The following is a 13,199-nucleotide window of genomic DNA, read 5'->3' as shown; positions in this document are numbered from 1 at the left end:
ATGCTTATTCCCCGTCGAGTCAAGCACCGCAAGCAGCACCACCCGAAGCGTTCGGGTCAGGCAACCGGTGGTACCAAGGTCAGCTTCGGCGACTACGGCATCCAGGCCCTCACCCCGGCGTACGTGACCAACCGTCAGATCGAGTCCGCTCGTATCGCCATGACGCGTCACATCAAGCGTGGCGGCAAGGTCTGGATCAACATCTACCCGGACCGTCCGCTCACGAAGAAGCCGGCTGAGACCCGCATGGGTTCCGGTAAGGGCTCGCCCGAGTGGTGGGTCGCCAACGTCAAGCCGGGTCGTGTGCTCTTCGAGCTCTCCGGCGTCACCGAGGACATCGCCCGTGAGGCGCTGACCCGTGCAATCCACAAGCTGCCCCTCAAGGCACGCATCATCAAGCGCGAGGAGGGCGACGCATAATGGCGATCGGTTCCAAGGAGCTCCGTCCGACGGAGCTCGACACGTTCGAGAACGAGCGTCTCGCTGACGAGCTGAAGAAGGCCAAGGAGGAACTCTTCAACCTCCGCTTCCAGTCGGCCACCGGCCAGCTGGAGAGCCACGGTCGTCTCCGTGCCGTCAAGCGCGACATCGCACGCATCTACACCGTCCTCCGCGAGCGCGAGCTCGGCATCCGTGCCACTCCCGCGCCCGTCGAGACCGCCACCAAGGCCAAGAAGACGACGAAGAAGGCTGACAAGCCGGCTGAGTCGACCGAGGCCGAGACCGCCGAGGAGAAGTAATGGCGAACGAAGAGAAGACCTCCGCCGCCCTCACTCGCGGCTACCGCAAGACGCGTCGCGGCTACGTGACCAGCGACAAGATGGACAAGACCATCGTGGTCGAGGTCGAGGACCGCGTGAAGCACGCGCTCTACGGCAAGATCATCCGTCGCACGTCCAAGGTGAAGGCCCACGACGAGCTCGGCACCGCTGGTGTCGGCGACCTCGTCGTGATCAGCGAGACCCGTCCCCTCAGCGCTTCCAAGCGCTGGCGCCTGGTCGAGATCCTCGAGAAGGCCAAGTAGGCCTCGGCCTGCTTCGGAATAGGAGACAGCAGTGATTCAGCAGGAATCCCGCCTGAAGATCGCCGACAACACGGGTGCCAAGGAGATCTTGACCATCCGCGTGCTCGGTGGTTCGGGTCGTCGCTACGCCGGTCTCGGTGACGTCATCGTCGCCACGGTGAAGGACGCCATCCCCGGCGGCAACGTGAAGAAGGGTGACGTCGTCAAGGCGGTCATCGTTCGCACCAAGAAGGAGACCCGTCGTCAGGACGGCTCCTACATCAAGTTCGACGAGAACGCGGCAGTGATCCTCAAGGCCGACGGCGACCCGCGCGGCACGCGCATCTTCGGTCCGGTCGGTCGCGAACTCCGTGACAAGAAGTTCATGAAGATCATCTCGCTCGCGCCGGAGGTGCTGTAAGCCATGGCGAACATCAAGAAGGGTGACCTCGTCCAGGTCATCACGGGCGCGACGCAGGAGCGTGGCGGCGACCGTGGCAAGCAGGGCAAGGTCATCGAGGTCCTCAAGGACAAGCAGCGCGTCGTCGTCGAGGGCGTGAACTTCGTCACGAAGCACGTCCGCGTCGGCCAGACGCAGCGCGGCTCGAAGACGGGTGGCATCGAGAAGCACGAAGCCTCGATCCACGTGTCGAACGTCGCCCTCGTCGACCCGAAGACGAAGAAGCCGACCCGCGTCGGCTTCCGTACCGAAGAGGTGGAGAAGGGCGGGGTCAAGAAGACCGTCCGTGTCCGCTACGCCAAGAAGTCAGGTGAGACGCTCTGATGACTGACACGACTGCAACGACTGAGGCCCCCAAGGCCCAGCCGCGCCTCAAGCAGAAGTACAAGGACGAGATCAAGGCCACGCTCACCGAGCAGTTCGGCTACGCGAACGTCAACCAGGTCCCCGGCCTGGTCAAGGTCGTCGTGAACACCGGTGTCGGCGAGGCCGCTCGCGACTCGAAGATCATCGAGGGGGCCATCAAGGACCTCACGGCGATCACGGGTCAGAAGCCCCAGGTCAACATCGCTCGCAAGTCCATCGCGCAGTTCAAGCTGCGCGAGGGTCAGGCGATCGGTGCGCACGTCACCCTCCGTGGTGACCGTGCCTGGGAGTTCCTCGACCGCCTGATCTCGCTCGCACTGCCCCGCATCCGCGACTTCCGCGGTCTCAGCGACAAGCAGTTCGACGGGAACGGCAACTACACGTTCGGTCTCTCGGAGCAGTCCGTGTTCCACGAGATCGACCAGGACCGCATCGACCGTGTCCGCGGCTTCGACATCACTGTCGTGACCACCGCGAAGACGGACGACGAGGGACGCGCGCTGCTCCGCCAGCTCGGCTTCCCGTTCCGCTCCAGCGAGCAGACGGTCTAAACTACTTCGGGCGGTGCGGGCCGGAGGATTCACGTCCTCCGGCCCGCACGCACGAACACACCGATCCTGGGGAACCGCCCCGGGATCACTCGATCGCTCAGGTCGGCATTCGTGGAACGGGTGTCGAAACCAGGCGAGAAATGGACGAACATCATGACGATGACCGATCCGGTCGCAGACATGCTGACCAGATTGCGGAACGCGAACTCCGCGCACCACGACGCCGTCGCGCTCCCGAGCTCCAAGCTCAAGAAGAACATCGCCGACATCCTCAAGCGTGAGGGCTACATCAGCGAGTGGAAGGTGGAGGACGCCCGCGTCGGGCAGACCCTCACCATCGACCTGAAGTACGGCCCCGAGCGCGAGCGTTCGATCGCCGGCATCAAGCGCGTGTCGAAGCCGGGCCTCCGGGTCTACGCGAAGTCGACGGAGATCCCCCAGGTCCTCGGTGGCCTCGGCGTGGCGATCCTCTCGACCTCGTCCGGGCTGCTGACCGACCGCGAAGCCGAGCAGAAGGGCGTGGGTGGGGAAGTCCTCGCCTACGTGTGGTGATCGACAATGTCACGAATCGGACGTCTTCCCATCGACATCCCCGCCGGCGTGACCGTCTCCGTTGACGGTCAGAGCGTGGCGGTCAAGGGCCCGAAGGGCGAGCTCGCGCTCGTCATCGCGGAGCCCATCCAGGCCAAGGTCGAGGAGAACCAGGTTCTCGTCACCCGTCCGGACGACGAGCGCGAGTCGCGTTCGCTCCACGGCCTGACCCGTACCCTCATCGCCAACAACATCATCGGCGTGACCCAGGGCTACACCAAGGGCCTCGAGGTCGTCGGCACCGGTTACCGCGTGCAGGCGAAGGGCTCGAACCTCGAGTTCGCGCTCGGGTACTCCCACTCGATCACGGTCGAGCCGCCCGCGGGCATCAGCTTCGCGGTCGAGGGCAACAACAAGGTCACGGTCGCCGGCATCGACAAGCAGGCAGTCGGCGAAGTGGCGGCGAACATCCGGAAGCTCCGGAAGCCCGAGCCGTACAAGGGCAAGGGTGTCCGTTACGCCGGCGAGAACGTGCGCCGCAAGGCCGGAAAGTCAGGTAAGTGATCATGGGACTCCTCAAGACACGAGGCAAGAGCAAGGCGGCCGCCAAGGCGCGTCGTCACAACCGTCTCCGCAAGAAGATCACCGGCACCGAGGCTCGTCCCCGTCTCGCCGTCACCCGCTCGTCGCGTCACGTGTTCGTGCAGGTCATCGACGACGCGAAGGGTCACACCCTCGCAAGCGCCTCGACGATGGAGGCAGACCTCCGCTCGTTCGACGGCGACAAGACCGCCAAGGCCCGTCGCGTCGGTGAGCTCCTCGCCGAGCGCGCGAAGTCGGCTGGCGTCGAGGCCGTGGTCTTCGACCGCGGTGGCAGCAAGTACGCCGGTCGCGTCGCCGCGATCGCCGATGGTGCCCGTGAAGGAGGGCTGAACCTGTGAGCGACAACGCGAACACCAACGAAGACGCCAAGACCGAGGCCGTCGAGGCCACGGACGCCGTCGAGACCACCGAGGCGAGCACGGAGCCCACCGAGGCCACCGAGGCGACCGCTGAGGGCACCGAGGCACCCGCCGAGGGCACCGACACCGCCGCGAAGGGCAAGGAGGCGGAGGCACCTGCCGTCGCCGAGCGTCCCGTCGAGACCGCTGCCGGTTCCGCGTCCAACAACCGCGACTCGGCCGACAACCGTGGCCGTCGTGGTGGCGGTCGTGACCGTCAGCAGGGCCGCGACCGCAACAACCGCGGTGGCGACAGCCAGTTCCTCGAGCGCGTGGTGACCATCAACCGCGTGTCGAAGGTCGTCAAGGGTGGTCGTCGCTTCAGCTTCACGGCGCTCGTCGTCGTGGGTGACGGCAACGGCCTCGTGGGCGTCGGCTACGGCAAGGCCAAGGAGGTCCCCACGGCGATCTCCAAGGGCGTCGAAGAGGCGAAGAAGAACTTCTTCCGCGTCCCCCGCGTCGGCAACACCATCCCGCACCCCGTGCAGGGTGAGGCCGCTGCTGGCGTCGTCCTCCTGCGCCCGGCTGGTCCGGGTACCGGTGTCATCGCCGGTGGTCCCGTCCGCGCCGTCCTCGAGTGCGCCGGCATCCACGACGTCCTGAGCAAGTCGCTCGGTTCGTCGAACACCATCAACATCGTGCACGCGACCGTCGAGGCTCTGAAGCAGCTCGAGGAGCCCCGCGCCGTCGCGAGCCGTCGTGGCCTCGACGTCGAGCGGGTCGTCCCGGCTCGTCTGCTCCAGGCCGAGGCCGCAGCACTGCGTGCCGCGACCGAGAAGGCAGGTGCGTGATGGCAACGCTGAAGATCACGCAGATCAAGTCCGTTATCAGCGAGAAGCAGTACCAGCGCGACACGCTCCGCAGCCTGGGTCTCAAGCGCATCGGCCGTACGGTCGAGCGTGAGGACAACGCCCAGAACCGCGGGTACATCGCGACGGTGGCGCACCTCGTGAAGGTCGAGGAGGTCGACGCATGAGCGACGAGAAGAACGAGCGCGTGCAGGTGCTGAAGCTGCACCACCTCCGCCCCGCCGAGGGCGCCAAGAAGGACCGCACCCGTGTGGGTCGCGGTGAGGGCTCGAAGGGCAAGACCGCTGGGCGTGGTACCAAGGGCACGAAGGCCCGTTACCAGGTCCGGGTCGGCTTCGAGGGTGGGCAGATGCCGCTGCACATGCGCACCCCGAAGCTCCGCGGGTTCAAGAACCCGTTCCGGGTCGAGTACCAGGTCGTGAACCTGGACAAGATCTCGGAGCTCTACCCCGATGGTGGCGACGTCACCGTTGCGGGCCTGGTCGCCAAGGGCGCCGTCCGCAAGAACGAGAAGGTCAAGGTTCTCGGTCAGGGTGACATCACCGTGAAGATCACGGTCACGGTCGACAAGGTCTCGGCGTCCGCCGCCGAGAAGATCGTGGCTGCTGGCGGCACCGTCTCCCAGTAACCCCCGTCGGCGGCCCGTGCGTTTGCGCACGGGCCGCCGTTACGGTTTCCTTGACAGTGGCCGGCATCCGCCGGCCAGGTCGGCCCTGCCGACCGACACCGGAACGGTCGCGATCGTCGGCCCCGGTCCCAGAAGTTCGGAGTCCTCGTGTTCAGAGCGGTCGCGCGCATCATGCGCACCCCTGATCTTCGCAAGAAGATCGGCTTCACCCTCGCGATCATCGCGCTGTTCCGCCTCGGGTCGTACATCCCGGCACCGTTCGTCGACTACGCGGCCGTTCAGAGCTGTCTCGCCAGCGCCTCGTCGTCGGGTGGTCTCTACGACCTGATCAACCTGTTCTCCGGCGGCGCGCTGCTGAAGCTCTCGGTCTTCGCGCTCGGCATCATGCCGTACATCACGTCGTCGATCATCGTGCAGCTCCTGCGCGTGGTCATCCCGCACTTCGACTCCCTCTACAAGGAGGGCCAGTCCGGTCAGGCGAAGCTGACGCAGTACACGCGCTACCTCACGATCGCGCTGGGCGTGCTGCAGTCCACCACCCTGATCACGGTCGCCCGCTCGGGTGCCCTCTTCGGCACGAACGCGTCGTCCTCCTGCTCGTCGATCATCTCGAACGACAGCTGGTACGCGATCATGCTCATGGTCGTCACGCTGACCGCCGGTACCGGCCTCATCATGTGGATGGGCGAGCTCGTCACCGAGCGCGGCATCGGCAACGGCATGTCGCTCCTCATCTTCACGTCGATCGCGGCGCAGTTCCCGTCGGCGCTCTGGGCCATCGAGCAGTCGCAGTCGTTCGAGCTCTTCCTGTTCGTCATCCTGGTCGGACTGGTCATCATGATGGCCGTCGTGTTCGTCGAGCAGTCGCAGCGGCGGATCCCGGTCCAGTACGCCAAGCGCATGGTCGGTCGCCGCACCTACGGCGGCAACAACACGTACATCCCGATCAAGGTCAACATGGCCGGCGTCGTGCCCGTCATCTTCGCGTCGTCACTGCTGTACCTGCCGGCCCTGGTCGCGCAGTTCAACAAGCCGTCCGACGGCTCCGAGCCCGCGGCGTGGGTCACCTGGATCGAGAACAACCTCGTCTCCGGCGACAACCTGTTCTACATGGTGCTGTACTTCCTGCTCATCGTCGGGTTCACGTACTTCTACGTGGCGATCACCTTCAACCCCGAAGAGGTCGCCGACAACATGAAGAAGTACGGCGGGTTCATCCCCGGCATCCGTGCCGGTCGTCCGACCGCCGAGTACCTCGACTACGTCCTCACCCGGGTGACGCTGCCCGGCTCGCTCTACCTCGGTTTCATCGCGCTCATCCCGCTGGCAGCACTGGCGCTGTTCGGCGCGAACCAGAACTTCCCGTTCGGTGGCGCGAGCATCCTGATCATCGTGGGTGTCGGTCTCGAGACCGTGAAGCAGATCGACTCCCAGCTGCAGCAGCGTCACTACGAAGGGCTTCTCCGTTGAGCGCACGTCTCATCATCGTCGGACCCCCCGGAGCGGGGAAGGGCACCCAGGCCGGACGGATCGCCGAGTCCTTCGGGATCCCGGCGATCTCGACCGGTGACATCTTCCGCAAGAACGTGGCAGAGGGTACGCCCCTCGGTGTGCAGGCCAAGGCGATCATGGACGCCGGCGACTACGTGCCGGACTCCCTGACGAACGAGCTCGTGAAGTCCCGCCTGAACGAGGCGGACGCGGCCGAAGGGTTCCTGCTCGACGGGTACCCCCGTACGGTCGGGCAGGTCGAGTACCTCGACGCGCTGCTCGCCGAGCAGGGCACCGGGATCGACGCGGTGGTGCAGCTCGTCGCCGACCAGGACGAGCTCGTCGGCCGGCTGCTCAAGCGCGCCGAGCAGCAGGGCCGTAGCGACGACAACGAGGAGACGATCCGTCGTCGCCAGCAGGTCTACGCGGAGCAGACCGCCCCGATCGTCGGTGCCTACGGTGACCGCGGCCTCGTGCTCGACGTCGACGGCCTCGGCCCGATCGACGAGGTCGGCGACCGCATCCAGGCCGCGTTGACGGCTCGCGGGCTCACCGCGGGCGTCTGACCCAGCGTGGTCCGCTTCCGCAAGCCCTCGATCTACAAGACGCCCGACGAGCTCCGCGCCATGGTGCGCCCTGGTCGGCTGACCGCTGAGGCGCTCGACGCCGTGCGTGCCGCGATCCGGCCCGGCATCACGACGGGTGCGCTCGACGAGATCGCCGAGCGGACGATCCGCGCCGGCGGCGGGATCCCGAACTTCCAGCTCGTGCCCGGCTACCGGCACACGTTGTGCGTCTCCGTCAACGACGAGATCGTGCACGGCATCCCCGGCGACCGCGTGCTCGCCCCCGGCGACATCGTCTCGGTGGACGCCGGCGCCGAGGTCGACGGCTGGAACGGCGACAGCGCGTTCACCACGGTCGTCCCCGGCGGGGACGCCAGCGTCACCGCCGCCCGGCAGACCCTCTGCGACACCACGGAGCGGTCGCTCTGGCACGGGATCGCAGCGCTCGCGCACGCGAAGAACCTGCACGAGGTGGGCTCTGCGGTGGAGGACGCGATCGACGAGACCGGTTCATGGGGCATCGTCGAGGACTACACCGGGCACGGCATCGGTCGGTCCATGCACGAAGACCCTCCGGTCTTCAACTACCGCGTCCGCGGCGCCGGTCCGGCCGTGAAGCCCGGCCTGGTGGTCGCCATCGAGCCGATGGTCACGGCGGGGTCGATCGACAGCACGACGGACGACGACGACTGGACGGTCCGCACCGCGGACGGCAAGGACGCCGCGCACTGGGAGCACAGTGTCGCGGTGCACGCCGACGGCGTCTGGGTCCTCACCGCCGCCGACGGCGGCGCCGCGGGCCTGGCCCCGCTGGGTGTGACGCCCGTCCCGATCCCGTAGGTCGGGCCTCCCGTCCGCCCCGGTCGTGACGGCCTGGAGGCGCGGCTCGCTCCCGTCCCGTCTGCCGCCGCGCGCAGGCGCATGCGTCCAGTACCCGGGCGTGCCGCGCCGTCGGCCTCGTCCGGCGGTCAGTTGCCGACGGAGCAGGTCTGTTCGGAGGCGCTCTGCCCGGTGATCGACGACGGCAGCGGGGTCGACGTCGCGGTCGTGGTGGCGGACGAGCTCGGCGTGGACGACGTGCCGGACGCTGCGCCGCCCGACGCGGACGACGAGTTCGTGTCGGACGGCGTCGTGCCGGTCGTCGGTGCGCTCGTCGCCGTGGCCCCGGCGGTCGGGGACTCCTCGGACGCGCGCCCGGTGCTCGAGTCGCTCAGCGACGACTTCACGTCGTTCTGCAACGCCACGTTGAGGGTGTGGGCGGTCTCCTGGTCGACGATCACGCGTGCGCTGTCGTCGGGGTCGTCGGCGACGGGGTACTGCACGAAGAGCATGTTGGCGGTGCTCATCCCACGCAGCGCCGAGGCGAGCCCGACGAGGGTGCGGGTCTGCGCCAGACCGTCCGACAGCGTCATGTTCGACAGGGCCGCGCCGGCGAGCTTGTACAGCGTGATGGGGTTCGACAGCGTCCCGTCGGACGTGACCTTGCGCAGCAGGGCGGACAGGAACACCTGCTGCGAGCTGATCCGGGCCAGGTCGCTGCCGTCGCCGACGCCGTGGCGGGTGCGCAGGAACGCGAGCGCGTCCGAGCCTTCGAGGTTGTGCGAGCCGGCGGTCAGGTGCAGGCCGGTGAAGGTGTCGTCGATGGGCTCCGCGACGCAGACGTCGACGCCGCCCAGGGCGTTCGACATCTCGATCACGCCGTCGAAGGTGATGAGCCCGGCGTAGGGGATGCTCAGGCCGGTGAGGTTCTCGACCGTGTCGACGACGCACGAGACGCCGCCGTTGCCGAGTGCCGTGTTGAACATGGCGGAGGTCGACGCAGGGTACGTGGTGCCGGTCGCGGGGTTGGTGCACGCGGGGATCGGCACCATCAGGTCGCGGGGGAAGCTGACCGCGGTGAGCTGCTGGTGGTCCTGCGAGATGTGGATGAGCATCGTGACGTCGTTGCGGGCACCCTCGACGTCCTCGTCGGAGTCGAACTGCCCCACGCGGGTGTCGCTGCCGATGAGCAGGATGTTCGCCCCGCCCTTGATCGCCGTGATGTCGGCGGTCTTCGCGGTGCTCTGGTCGTCGGTGCTGAGCTGCACGGTCTGCGGTGCGGTCGCCAGCTGGGCGCCGGCGATGGCGGCGACGCTCGTCCCGCTCACCAGCACGACGGCCAACGCCGAGGCCACGACGGTCACGAGCGTGGTCCAGCCGCGGCGGCGGGCCAGCTTGCCGTGTGCGGCGAAGGGGCGTCGGGTGACGTCGGGCACGTGGTCTCCGTTCGGTGGTCCGCGCAGGGTGCGTCGGCGGCGGACGTGGCTGCGGAGCAACGCTACGGTCCTGGCGCAAGCGCGGGCCCGGAGCGCGCCGTCAAACCACTGTGGAACACTCAGGCACGTGACCGGAAGCCCCAGGTGAGGGGGCGTGCCGTGCTTGCACTTGGCAATTGGGGGTTTACCACATAGGATCGATCTTTGGTGTGTCATGCCCTCTCGGGTGTGGCGACCGACCCGCAGACCGGTTCGGGGATCACACCTGTTCCACAACCAAGCGACAGTGAGGCTATGGCCAAGAAAGACGGCGTCATCGAGATCGAAGGCTCGGTGCTCGAAGCTCTGCCCAACGCGATGTTCCGCGTTGAGCTGACGAACGGACACAAGGTCCTCGCGCACATCTCCGGGAAGATGCGCCAGCACTACATCCGCATCCTCCCCGAGGACCGCGTGATCGTGGAGCTGAGCCCGTACGACCTGACCCGCGGCCGGATCGTCTACCGCTACAAGTGATCCGCGAGCTGGAAAGGAACGGCTCGGCAATCCTGCCGCGCACGAAGCCAGCGAGCACGAGGAAAGAACAATGAAGGTCAACCCCAGCGTCAAGCCCATGTGCGAGCACTGCCGAGTGATCCGCCGCAAGGGCCGCGTCATGGTGATCTGCAAGAGCAACCCGCGTCACAAGCAGCGCCAGGGCTAGTCCCGGGCGCGTGACCGGCACCGACGCTGTCCCTCGGACAGCGGGCTGCTCGAGCACGACCCACAACTGAAGATCGACAACGCAGTACCAGAACCCGGTCGCACGACGACCGGGGGACACCTCGGGTCGGAGGCCCGGGCACCGGTACTGCTCCACACCTCCATCGACAACAGGAGCAGCCATCACATGGCACGTCTAGCAGGCGTCGACATCCCGCGCGAGAAGCGCGTGGAGATCGCACTCACGTACATCTACGGCGTCGGCCGTACCCGCGCGGTCCAGGCACTCGCCGAGACCGGTATCTCCGGTGACATCCGCGTCAAGGACCTGACCGACGACCAGCTCGTCGCCCTCCGTGACTTCATCGAGGGCAACTTCAAGGTGGAGGGTGACCTCCGCCGTGAGGTGGCCGCCGACATCCGCCGCAAGGTCGAGATCGGTAGCTACGAGGGTCTTCGCCACCGTCGTGGTCTCCCGGTGCGCGGTCAGCGCACCAAGACCAACGCGCGTACCCGCAAGGGACCGAAGCGCACCGTGGCAGGCAAGAAGAAGGCTCGATAGGAGACCCCGATGGCTACCCCCAAGACTGCCGCGCGCAAGCCGCGCCGCAAGGAGAAGAAGAACGTCGCTGTGGGCCAGGCCCACATCAAGAGCACGTTCAACAACACGATCGTCAGCATCACCGACCCGTCGGGTGCCGTCCTCAGCTGGGCGTCCTCGGGTGCCGTGGGCTTCAAGGGTTCGCGCAAGTCGACGCCGTTCGCGGCGCAGCTCGCCGCCGAGTCCGCTGCGCGTCAGGCGCAGGAGCACGGCGTCAAGAAGGTCGACGTCTTCGTGAAGGGTCCGGGTTCGGGCCGCGAGACCGCGATCCGTTCGCTCCAGGCCGCTGGCCTCGAGGTCGGCTCGATCAACGACGTCACTCCGCAGGCGCACAACGGTTGCCGCCCGCCGAAGCGTCGTCGCGTCTGACGCGAGGAGCAACCGGCCGCGCCCTGCTCGTCCCCTGACGGGGTCGGGCAGGGCCCGCGGCCATTCCTGGTCGTTCGATCGCGCACATCGGTGCGCGTGATCACAACTCAACAGACCCGTCGGGGCCCACGCGGCCCCGTCGTACCGCCAAGTGTCATATAGCGGACACTTCGCCGAAAGGAATCCCACAGTGCTCATTGCACAGCGCCCCACCCTGACCGAGGAGTCGATCTCCGAGCACCGCTCGCGCTTCGTCATCGAGCCGCTCGAGCCGGGCTTCGGTTACACCCTCGGCAACTCGCTGCGCCGCACGCTCCTCTCCTCGATCCCCGGCGCGGCTGTCACCAGCATCCGCATCGACGGTGTCCTCCACGAGTTCAGCACCGTCCCCGGTGTGAAGGAAGACGTCACCGAGATCATCCTCAACATCAAGAGCCTCGTCGTCTCCAGCGAGCACGACGAGCCGATCACCGCGTACCTGCGCAAGCAGGGTGCCGGTCAGGTCACCGCAGCGGACATCTCCGCTCCGGCCGGCGTCGAGATCCACAACCCGGAACTCGTCATCGCGACCCTGAACGACACCGCGCGGTTCGAGCTCGAGCTCACGATCGAGCGTGGCCGTGGCTACGTCTCGGCCACGCAGAACCGTTCCGAGTTCTCCGAGGCCGGTCAGATCCCGATCGACTCGATCTACTCGCCGGTCCTCAAGGTCACCTACCGCGTCGAGGCGACGCGTGCCGGTGAGCGCACGGACTTCGACCGCCTGGTCGTCGACGTCGAGTCGAAGCCGGCGATCACGCCGCGTGACGCCATCGCGTCGGCCGGTCGCACGCTGGTCGAGCTGTTCGGGCTCGCCCGCGAGCTCAACACGGCCGCAGAGGGCATCGAGATCGGCCCCGCGCCGGTCGACGCCGTCCTCTCGAACGAGCTGCAGACCCCGATCGAGGACCTCGACCTGTCGGTCCGCAGCTACAACTGCCTGAAGCGCGAGGGCATCAACACGGTGTCCGAGCTCGTCGCCCTGTCGGAGACGCAGCTCATGAACATCCGCAACTTCGGTCAGAAGTCGGTGGACGAGGTCAAGGACAAGCTCACCGAGCTCGGCCTGTCCCTCAAGGACACCGTCCCCGGATTCGACGGCGCCCACTTCTACAGCGGGTACGACGAGGACGAGTCCAACAACTGATCTCGCGCTCACGCGCAAGCGCGCTGACACCGCGCGCACCACTTTCACCACTGGAGAACTGACATGCCGAAGCCCACCAAGGGCCCCCGCCTCGGTGGCGGTCCCGCTCACGAGCGCCTGCTCCTGAGCAACCTCGCCAACGCCCTCTTCACGCACGGTCGCATCACGACCACCGAGACGAAGGCCAAGCGCCTCCGTCCGGTCGCCGAGCGGCTCATCACGTTCGCGAAGCGCGGCGACCTGCACGCTCGTCGTCGGGTCATCGCGACCCTGCGCGACAAGTCCGTCGTGCACACGCTGTTCACGGAGATCGCCCCGCAGGTCGAGGACCGTCAGGGCGGCTACACCCGCATCACGAAGCTCGGCTTCCGCAAGGGCGACAACGCCCCGCTGGCGTCGATCGAGCTCGTCCTCGAGCCGGTTTCGGGCACGCCCGCGCCGGTGAAGCGCACCGCGGCTCCGGCCGCCGCCGCTCCGGTCGAGGAGCCGGCCGCCGACGAGACCACCGAGGAGGCCCCGGTCGAGGAGACCGAGACCACCGAGGAGTCCGCTCCGGTCGAGTCGGAGACCGAGACCGAGGCTGCTGCCGAGGTCGAGGCCGACGCCGCCGAGAAGAGCGACGACGCCAAGTAGCACCCCGCGTCACCACGACGAAGCCCCCGCGACCCAGGTCGTGGGGG

22 protein-coding genes are annotated in these 13,199 nt (G+C 67.3%); 21 read left to right on the top strand and 1 reads right to left on the bottom strand.

Annotated features, from left to right (window positions below):
* From rplP to map, 15 genes are all read left to right on the top strand, one after another.
* Positions 1-420, top strand: coding sequence for a 50S ribosomal protein L16 (gene rplP, locus ACXKZB_RS17805; RefSeq protein ID WP_111083465.1), 420 nt, complete (start codon positions 1-3; stop codon positions 418-420).
* Positions 420-740, top strand: a complete 321-nt coding sequence (rpmC, locus tag ACXKZB_RS17800; RefSeq protein ID WP_111083464.1) for a 50S ribosomal protein L29 — start codon at positions 420-422, stop codon at positions 738-740. The genes rplP and rpmC overlap by 1 nt, the downstream gene beginning before the upstream one ends.
* Positions 740-1,024 (top strand): 30S ribosomal protein S17, encoded by a 285-nt coding sequence (gene rpsQ, locus ACXKZB_RS17795; protein WP_111083463.1) that lies wholly within the window; start codon positions 740-742, stop codon positions 1,022-1,024. The genes rpmC and rpsQ overlap by 1 nt, the downstream gene beginning before the upstream one ends.
* A gap of 31 nt (positions 1,025-1,055) precedes the next feature.
* Positions 1,056-1,424 (top strand): 50S ribosomal protein L14, encoded by a 369-nt coding sequence (rplN, locus tag ACXKZB_RS17790; protein ID WP_111083462.1) that lies wholly within the window; start codon positions 1,056-1,058, stop codon positions 1,422-1,424.
* A 3-nt stretch (positions 1,425-1,427) separates the two neighbouring features.
* Positions 1,428-1,787, top strand: coding sequence for a 50S ribosomal protein L24 (rplX, locus tag ACXKZB_RS17785; RefSeq protein ID WP_111083461.1), 360 nt, complete (start codon positions 1,428-1,430; stop codon positions 1,785-1,787).
* Positions 1,787-2,380, top strand: coding sequence for a 50S ribosomal protein L5 (gene rplE, locus ACXKZB_RS17780; RefSeq protein ID WP_222658795.1), 594 nt, complete (start codon positions 1,787-1,789; stop codon positions 2,378-2,380). Before rplX ends, rplE begins: the two co-directional genes overlap by 1 nt.
* A 153-nt stretch (positions 2,381-2,533) precedes the next feature.
* A complete protein-coding gene (gene rpsH / locus ACXKZB_RS17775; protein WP_017885519.1) occupies positions 2,534-2,932 on the top strand; it encodes a 30S ribosomal protein S8 in 399 nt (132 codons plus the stop codon).
* Positions 2,933-2,938: 6 nt separating this feature from the next.
* Positions 2,939-3,475, top strand: coding sequence for a 50S ribosomal protein L6 (gene rplF / locus ACXKZB_RS17770; RefSeq protein WP_111083459.1), 537 nt, complete (start codon positions 2,939-2,941; stop codon positions 3,473-3,475).
* A gap of 2 nt (positions 3,476-3,477) precedes the next feature.
* On the top strand, positions 3,478-3,852 hold the full coding sequence (gene rplR, locus ACXKZB_RS17765) for a 50S ribosomal protein L18 (protein ID WP_031259041.1): 375 nt from the start codon (positions 3,478-3,480) through the stop codon (positions 3,850-3,852).
* Positions 3,849-4,703 carry a 30S ribosomal protein S5 gene (gene rpsE / locus ACXKZB_RS17760; RefSeq protein WP_488824037.1) on the top strand — a complete coding sequence of 285 codons (855 nt, stop codon included), beginning with the start codon at positions 3,849-3,851 and terminating at the stop codon, positions 4,701-4,703. The genes rplR and rpsE overlap by 4 nt, the downstream gene beginning before the upstream one ends.
* The gene (gene rpmD, locus ACXKZB_RS17755; RefSeq protein WP_173168934.1) at positions 4,703-4,888 is read left to right on the top strand and encodes a 50S ribosomal protein L30; all 186 of its coding nucleotides are present in this window, start codon (positions 4,703-4,705) and stop codon (positions 4,886-4,888) included. The genes rpsE and rpmD overlap by 1 nt, the downstream gene beginning before the upstream one ends.
* On the top strand, positions 4,885-5,349 hold the full coding sequence (gene rplO / locus ACXKZB_RS17750; RefSeq protein ID WP_027466723.1) for a 50S ribosomal protein L15: 465 nt from the start codon (positions 4,885-4,887) through the stop codon (positions 5,347-5,349). The genes rpmD and rplO overlap by 4 nt, the downstream gene beginning before the upstream one ends.
* Positions 5,350-5,496: 147 nt before the next feature.
* On the top strand, positions 5,497-6,819 hold the full coding sequence (gene secY, locus ACXKZB_RS17745; RefSeq protein ID WP_111083457.1) for a preprotein translocase subunit SecY: 1,323 nt from the start codon (positions 5,497-5,499) through the stop codon (positions 6,817-6,819).
* Positions 6,816-7,406, top strand: coding sequence for an adenylate kinase (locus tag ACXKZB_RS17740; protein WP_488824036.1), 591 nt, complete (start codon positions 6,816-6,818; stop codon positions 7,404-7,406). The genes secY and ACXKZB_RS17740 overlap by 4 nt, the downstream gene beginning before the upstream one ends.
* Before the next feature lie 6 nt (positions 7,407-7,412).
* A complete protein-coding gene (map, locus tag ACXKZB_RS17735; RefSeq protein ID WP_488824035.1) occupies positions 7,413-8,246 on the top strand; it encodes a type I methionyl aminopeptidase in 834 nt (277 codons plus the stop codon).
* Between the two features lie 128 nt (positions 8,247-8,374).
* On the opposite strand, the gene ACXKZB_RS17730 is transcribed toward map, so the two are convergent.
* A complete protein-coding gene (locus ACXKZB_RS17730; RefSeq protein WP_488824034.1) occupies positions 8,375-9,661 on the bottom strand; it encodes an LCP family protein in 1,287 nt (428 codons plus the stop codon).
* A 294-nt stretch (positions 9,662-9,955) separates the two neighbouring features.
* On the opposite strand from ACXKZB_RS17730, the gene infA reads away from it, so the two are divergent.
* The 6 genes from infA (at position 9,956) to rplQ (ending at position 13,152) form a co-directional block, all read left to right on the top strand.
* Complete coding sequence (gene infA, locus ACXKZB_RS17725) at positions 9,956-10,177, top strand: translation initiation factor IF-1 (protein WP_017885509.1); 222 nt, start codon at positions 9,956-9,958, stop codon at positions 10,175-10,177.
* A gap of 70 nt (positions 10,178-10,247) precedes the next feature.
* Positions 10,248-10,364, top strand: a complete 117-nt coding sequence (gene rpmJ / locus ACXKZB_RS17720) for a 50S ribosomal protein L36 (RefSeq protein WP_071276701.1) — start codon at positions 10,248-10,250, stop codon at positions 10,362-10,364.
* A 186-nt stretch (positions 10,365-10,550) separates the two neighbouring features.
* Positions 10,551-10,925, top strand: coding sequence for a 30S ribosomal protein S13 (gene rpsM, locus ACXKZB_RS17715; protein ID WP_058728274.1), 375 nt, complete (start codon positions 10,551-10,553; stop codon positions 10,923-10,925).
* 9 nt (positions 10,926-10,934) lie between these two features.
* On the top strand, positions 10,935-11,333 hold the full coding sequence (gene rpsK / locus ACXKZB_RS17710; protein WP_017885507.1) for a 30S ribosomal protein S11: 399 nt from the start codon (positions 10,935-10,937) through the stop codon (positions 11,331-11,333).
* A 190-nt stretch (positions 11,334-11,523) separates the two neighbouring features.
* Entirely contained in the window at positions 11,524-12,519 is a 996-nt protein-coding gene (locus ACXKZB_RS17705) for a DNA-directed RNA polymerase subunit alpha (RefSeq protein ID WP_071259847.1), read from the top strand.
* A 63-nt stretch (positions 12,520-12,582) separates the two neighbouring features.
* Entirely contained in the window at positions 12,583-13,152 is a 570-nt protein-coding gene (gene rplQ, locus ACXKZB_RS17700) for a 50S ribosomal protein L17 (protein WP_123311750.1), read from the top strand.
* Positions 13,153-13,199: the final 47 nt, after the last annotated feature.

It is taken from the genome of Curtobacterium sp. ABR8 (assembly GCF_057812125.1).
The sequence above is the reverse complement of the archived record's forward strand: the minus strand, read 5'-3'. Positions and strand labels throughout refer to the sequence as shown.

Bases quoted from the DNA above. Each gene is read 5' to 3' on its own strand.
- rpsK (WP_017885507.1), top strand. From the start codon at position 10,935: ATGGCTACCCCCAAGACTGCCGCGCGCAAGCCGCGCCGCAAGGAGAAG.
- rplP (WP_111083465.1), top strand. From the start codon at position 1: ATGCTTATTCCCCGTCGAGTCAAGCACCGCAAGCAGCACCACCCGAAG.
- rpsQ (WP_111083463.1), top strand. From the start codon at position 740: ATGGCGAACGAAGAGAAGACCTCCGCCGCCCTCACTCGCGGCTACCGC.
- rpmJ (WP_071276701.1), top strand. From the start codon at position 10,248: ATGAAGGTCAACCCCAGCGTCAAGCCCATGTGCGAGCACTGCCGAGTG.
- rplO (WP_027466723.1), top strand. From the start codon at position 4,885: ATGAGCGACGAGAAGAACGAGCGCGTGCAGGTGCTGAAGCTGCACCAC.
- rplQ (WP_123311750.1), top strand. From the start codon at position 12,583: ATGCCGAAGCCCACCAAGGGCCCCCGCCTCGGTGGCGGTCCCGCTCAC.
- rplR (WP_031259041.1), top strand. From the start codon at position 3,478: ATGGGACTCCTCAAGACACGAGGCAAGAGCAAGGCGGCCGCCAAGGCG.
- rpmD (WP_173168934.1), top strand. From the start codon at position 4,703: ATGGCAACGCTGAAGATCACGCAGATCAAGTCCGTTATCAGCGAGAAG.
- rplX (WP_111083461.1), top strand. From the start codon at position 1,428: ATGGCGAACATCAAGAAGGGTGACCTCGTCCAGGTCATCACGGGCGCG.
- rpmC (WP_111083464.1), top strand. From the start codon at position 420: ATGGCGATCGGTTCCAAGGAGCTCCGTCCGACGGAGCTCGACACGTTC.
- infA (WP_017885509.1), top strand. From the start codon at position 9,956: ATGGCCAAGAAAGACGGCGTCATCGAGATCGAAGGCTCGGTGCTCGAA.
- rplE (WP_222658795.1), top strand. From the start codon at position 1,787: ATGACTGACACGACTGCAACGACTGAGGCCCCCAAGGCCCAGCCGCGC.
- rpsM (WP_058728274.1), top strand. From the start codon at position 10,551: ATGGCACGTCTAGCAGGCGTCGACATCCCGCGCGAGAAGCGCGTGGAG.
- rplF (WP_111083459.1), top strand. From the start codon at position 2,939: ATGTCACGAATCGGACGTCTTCCCATCGACATCCCCGCCGGCGTGACC.
- rpsH (WP_017885519.1), top strand. From the start codon at position 2,534: ATGACGATGACCGATCCGGTCGCAGACATGCTGACCAGATTGCGGAAC.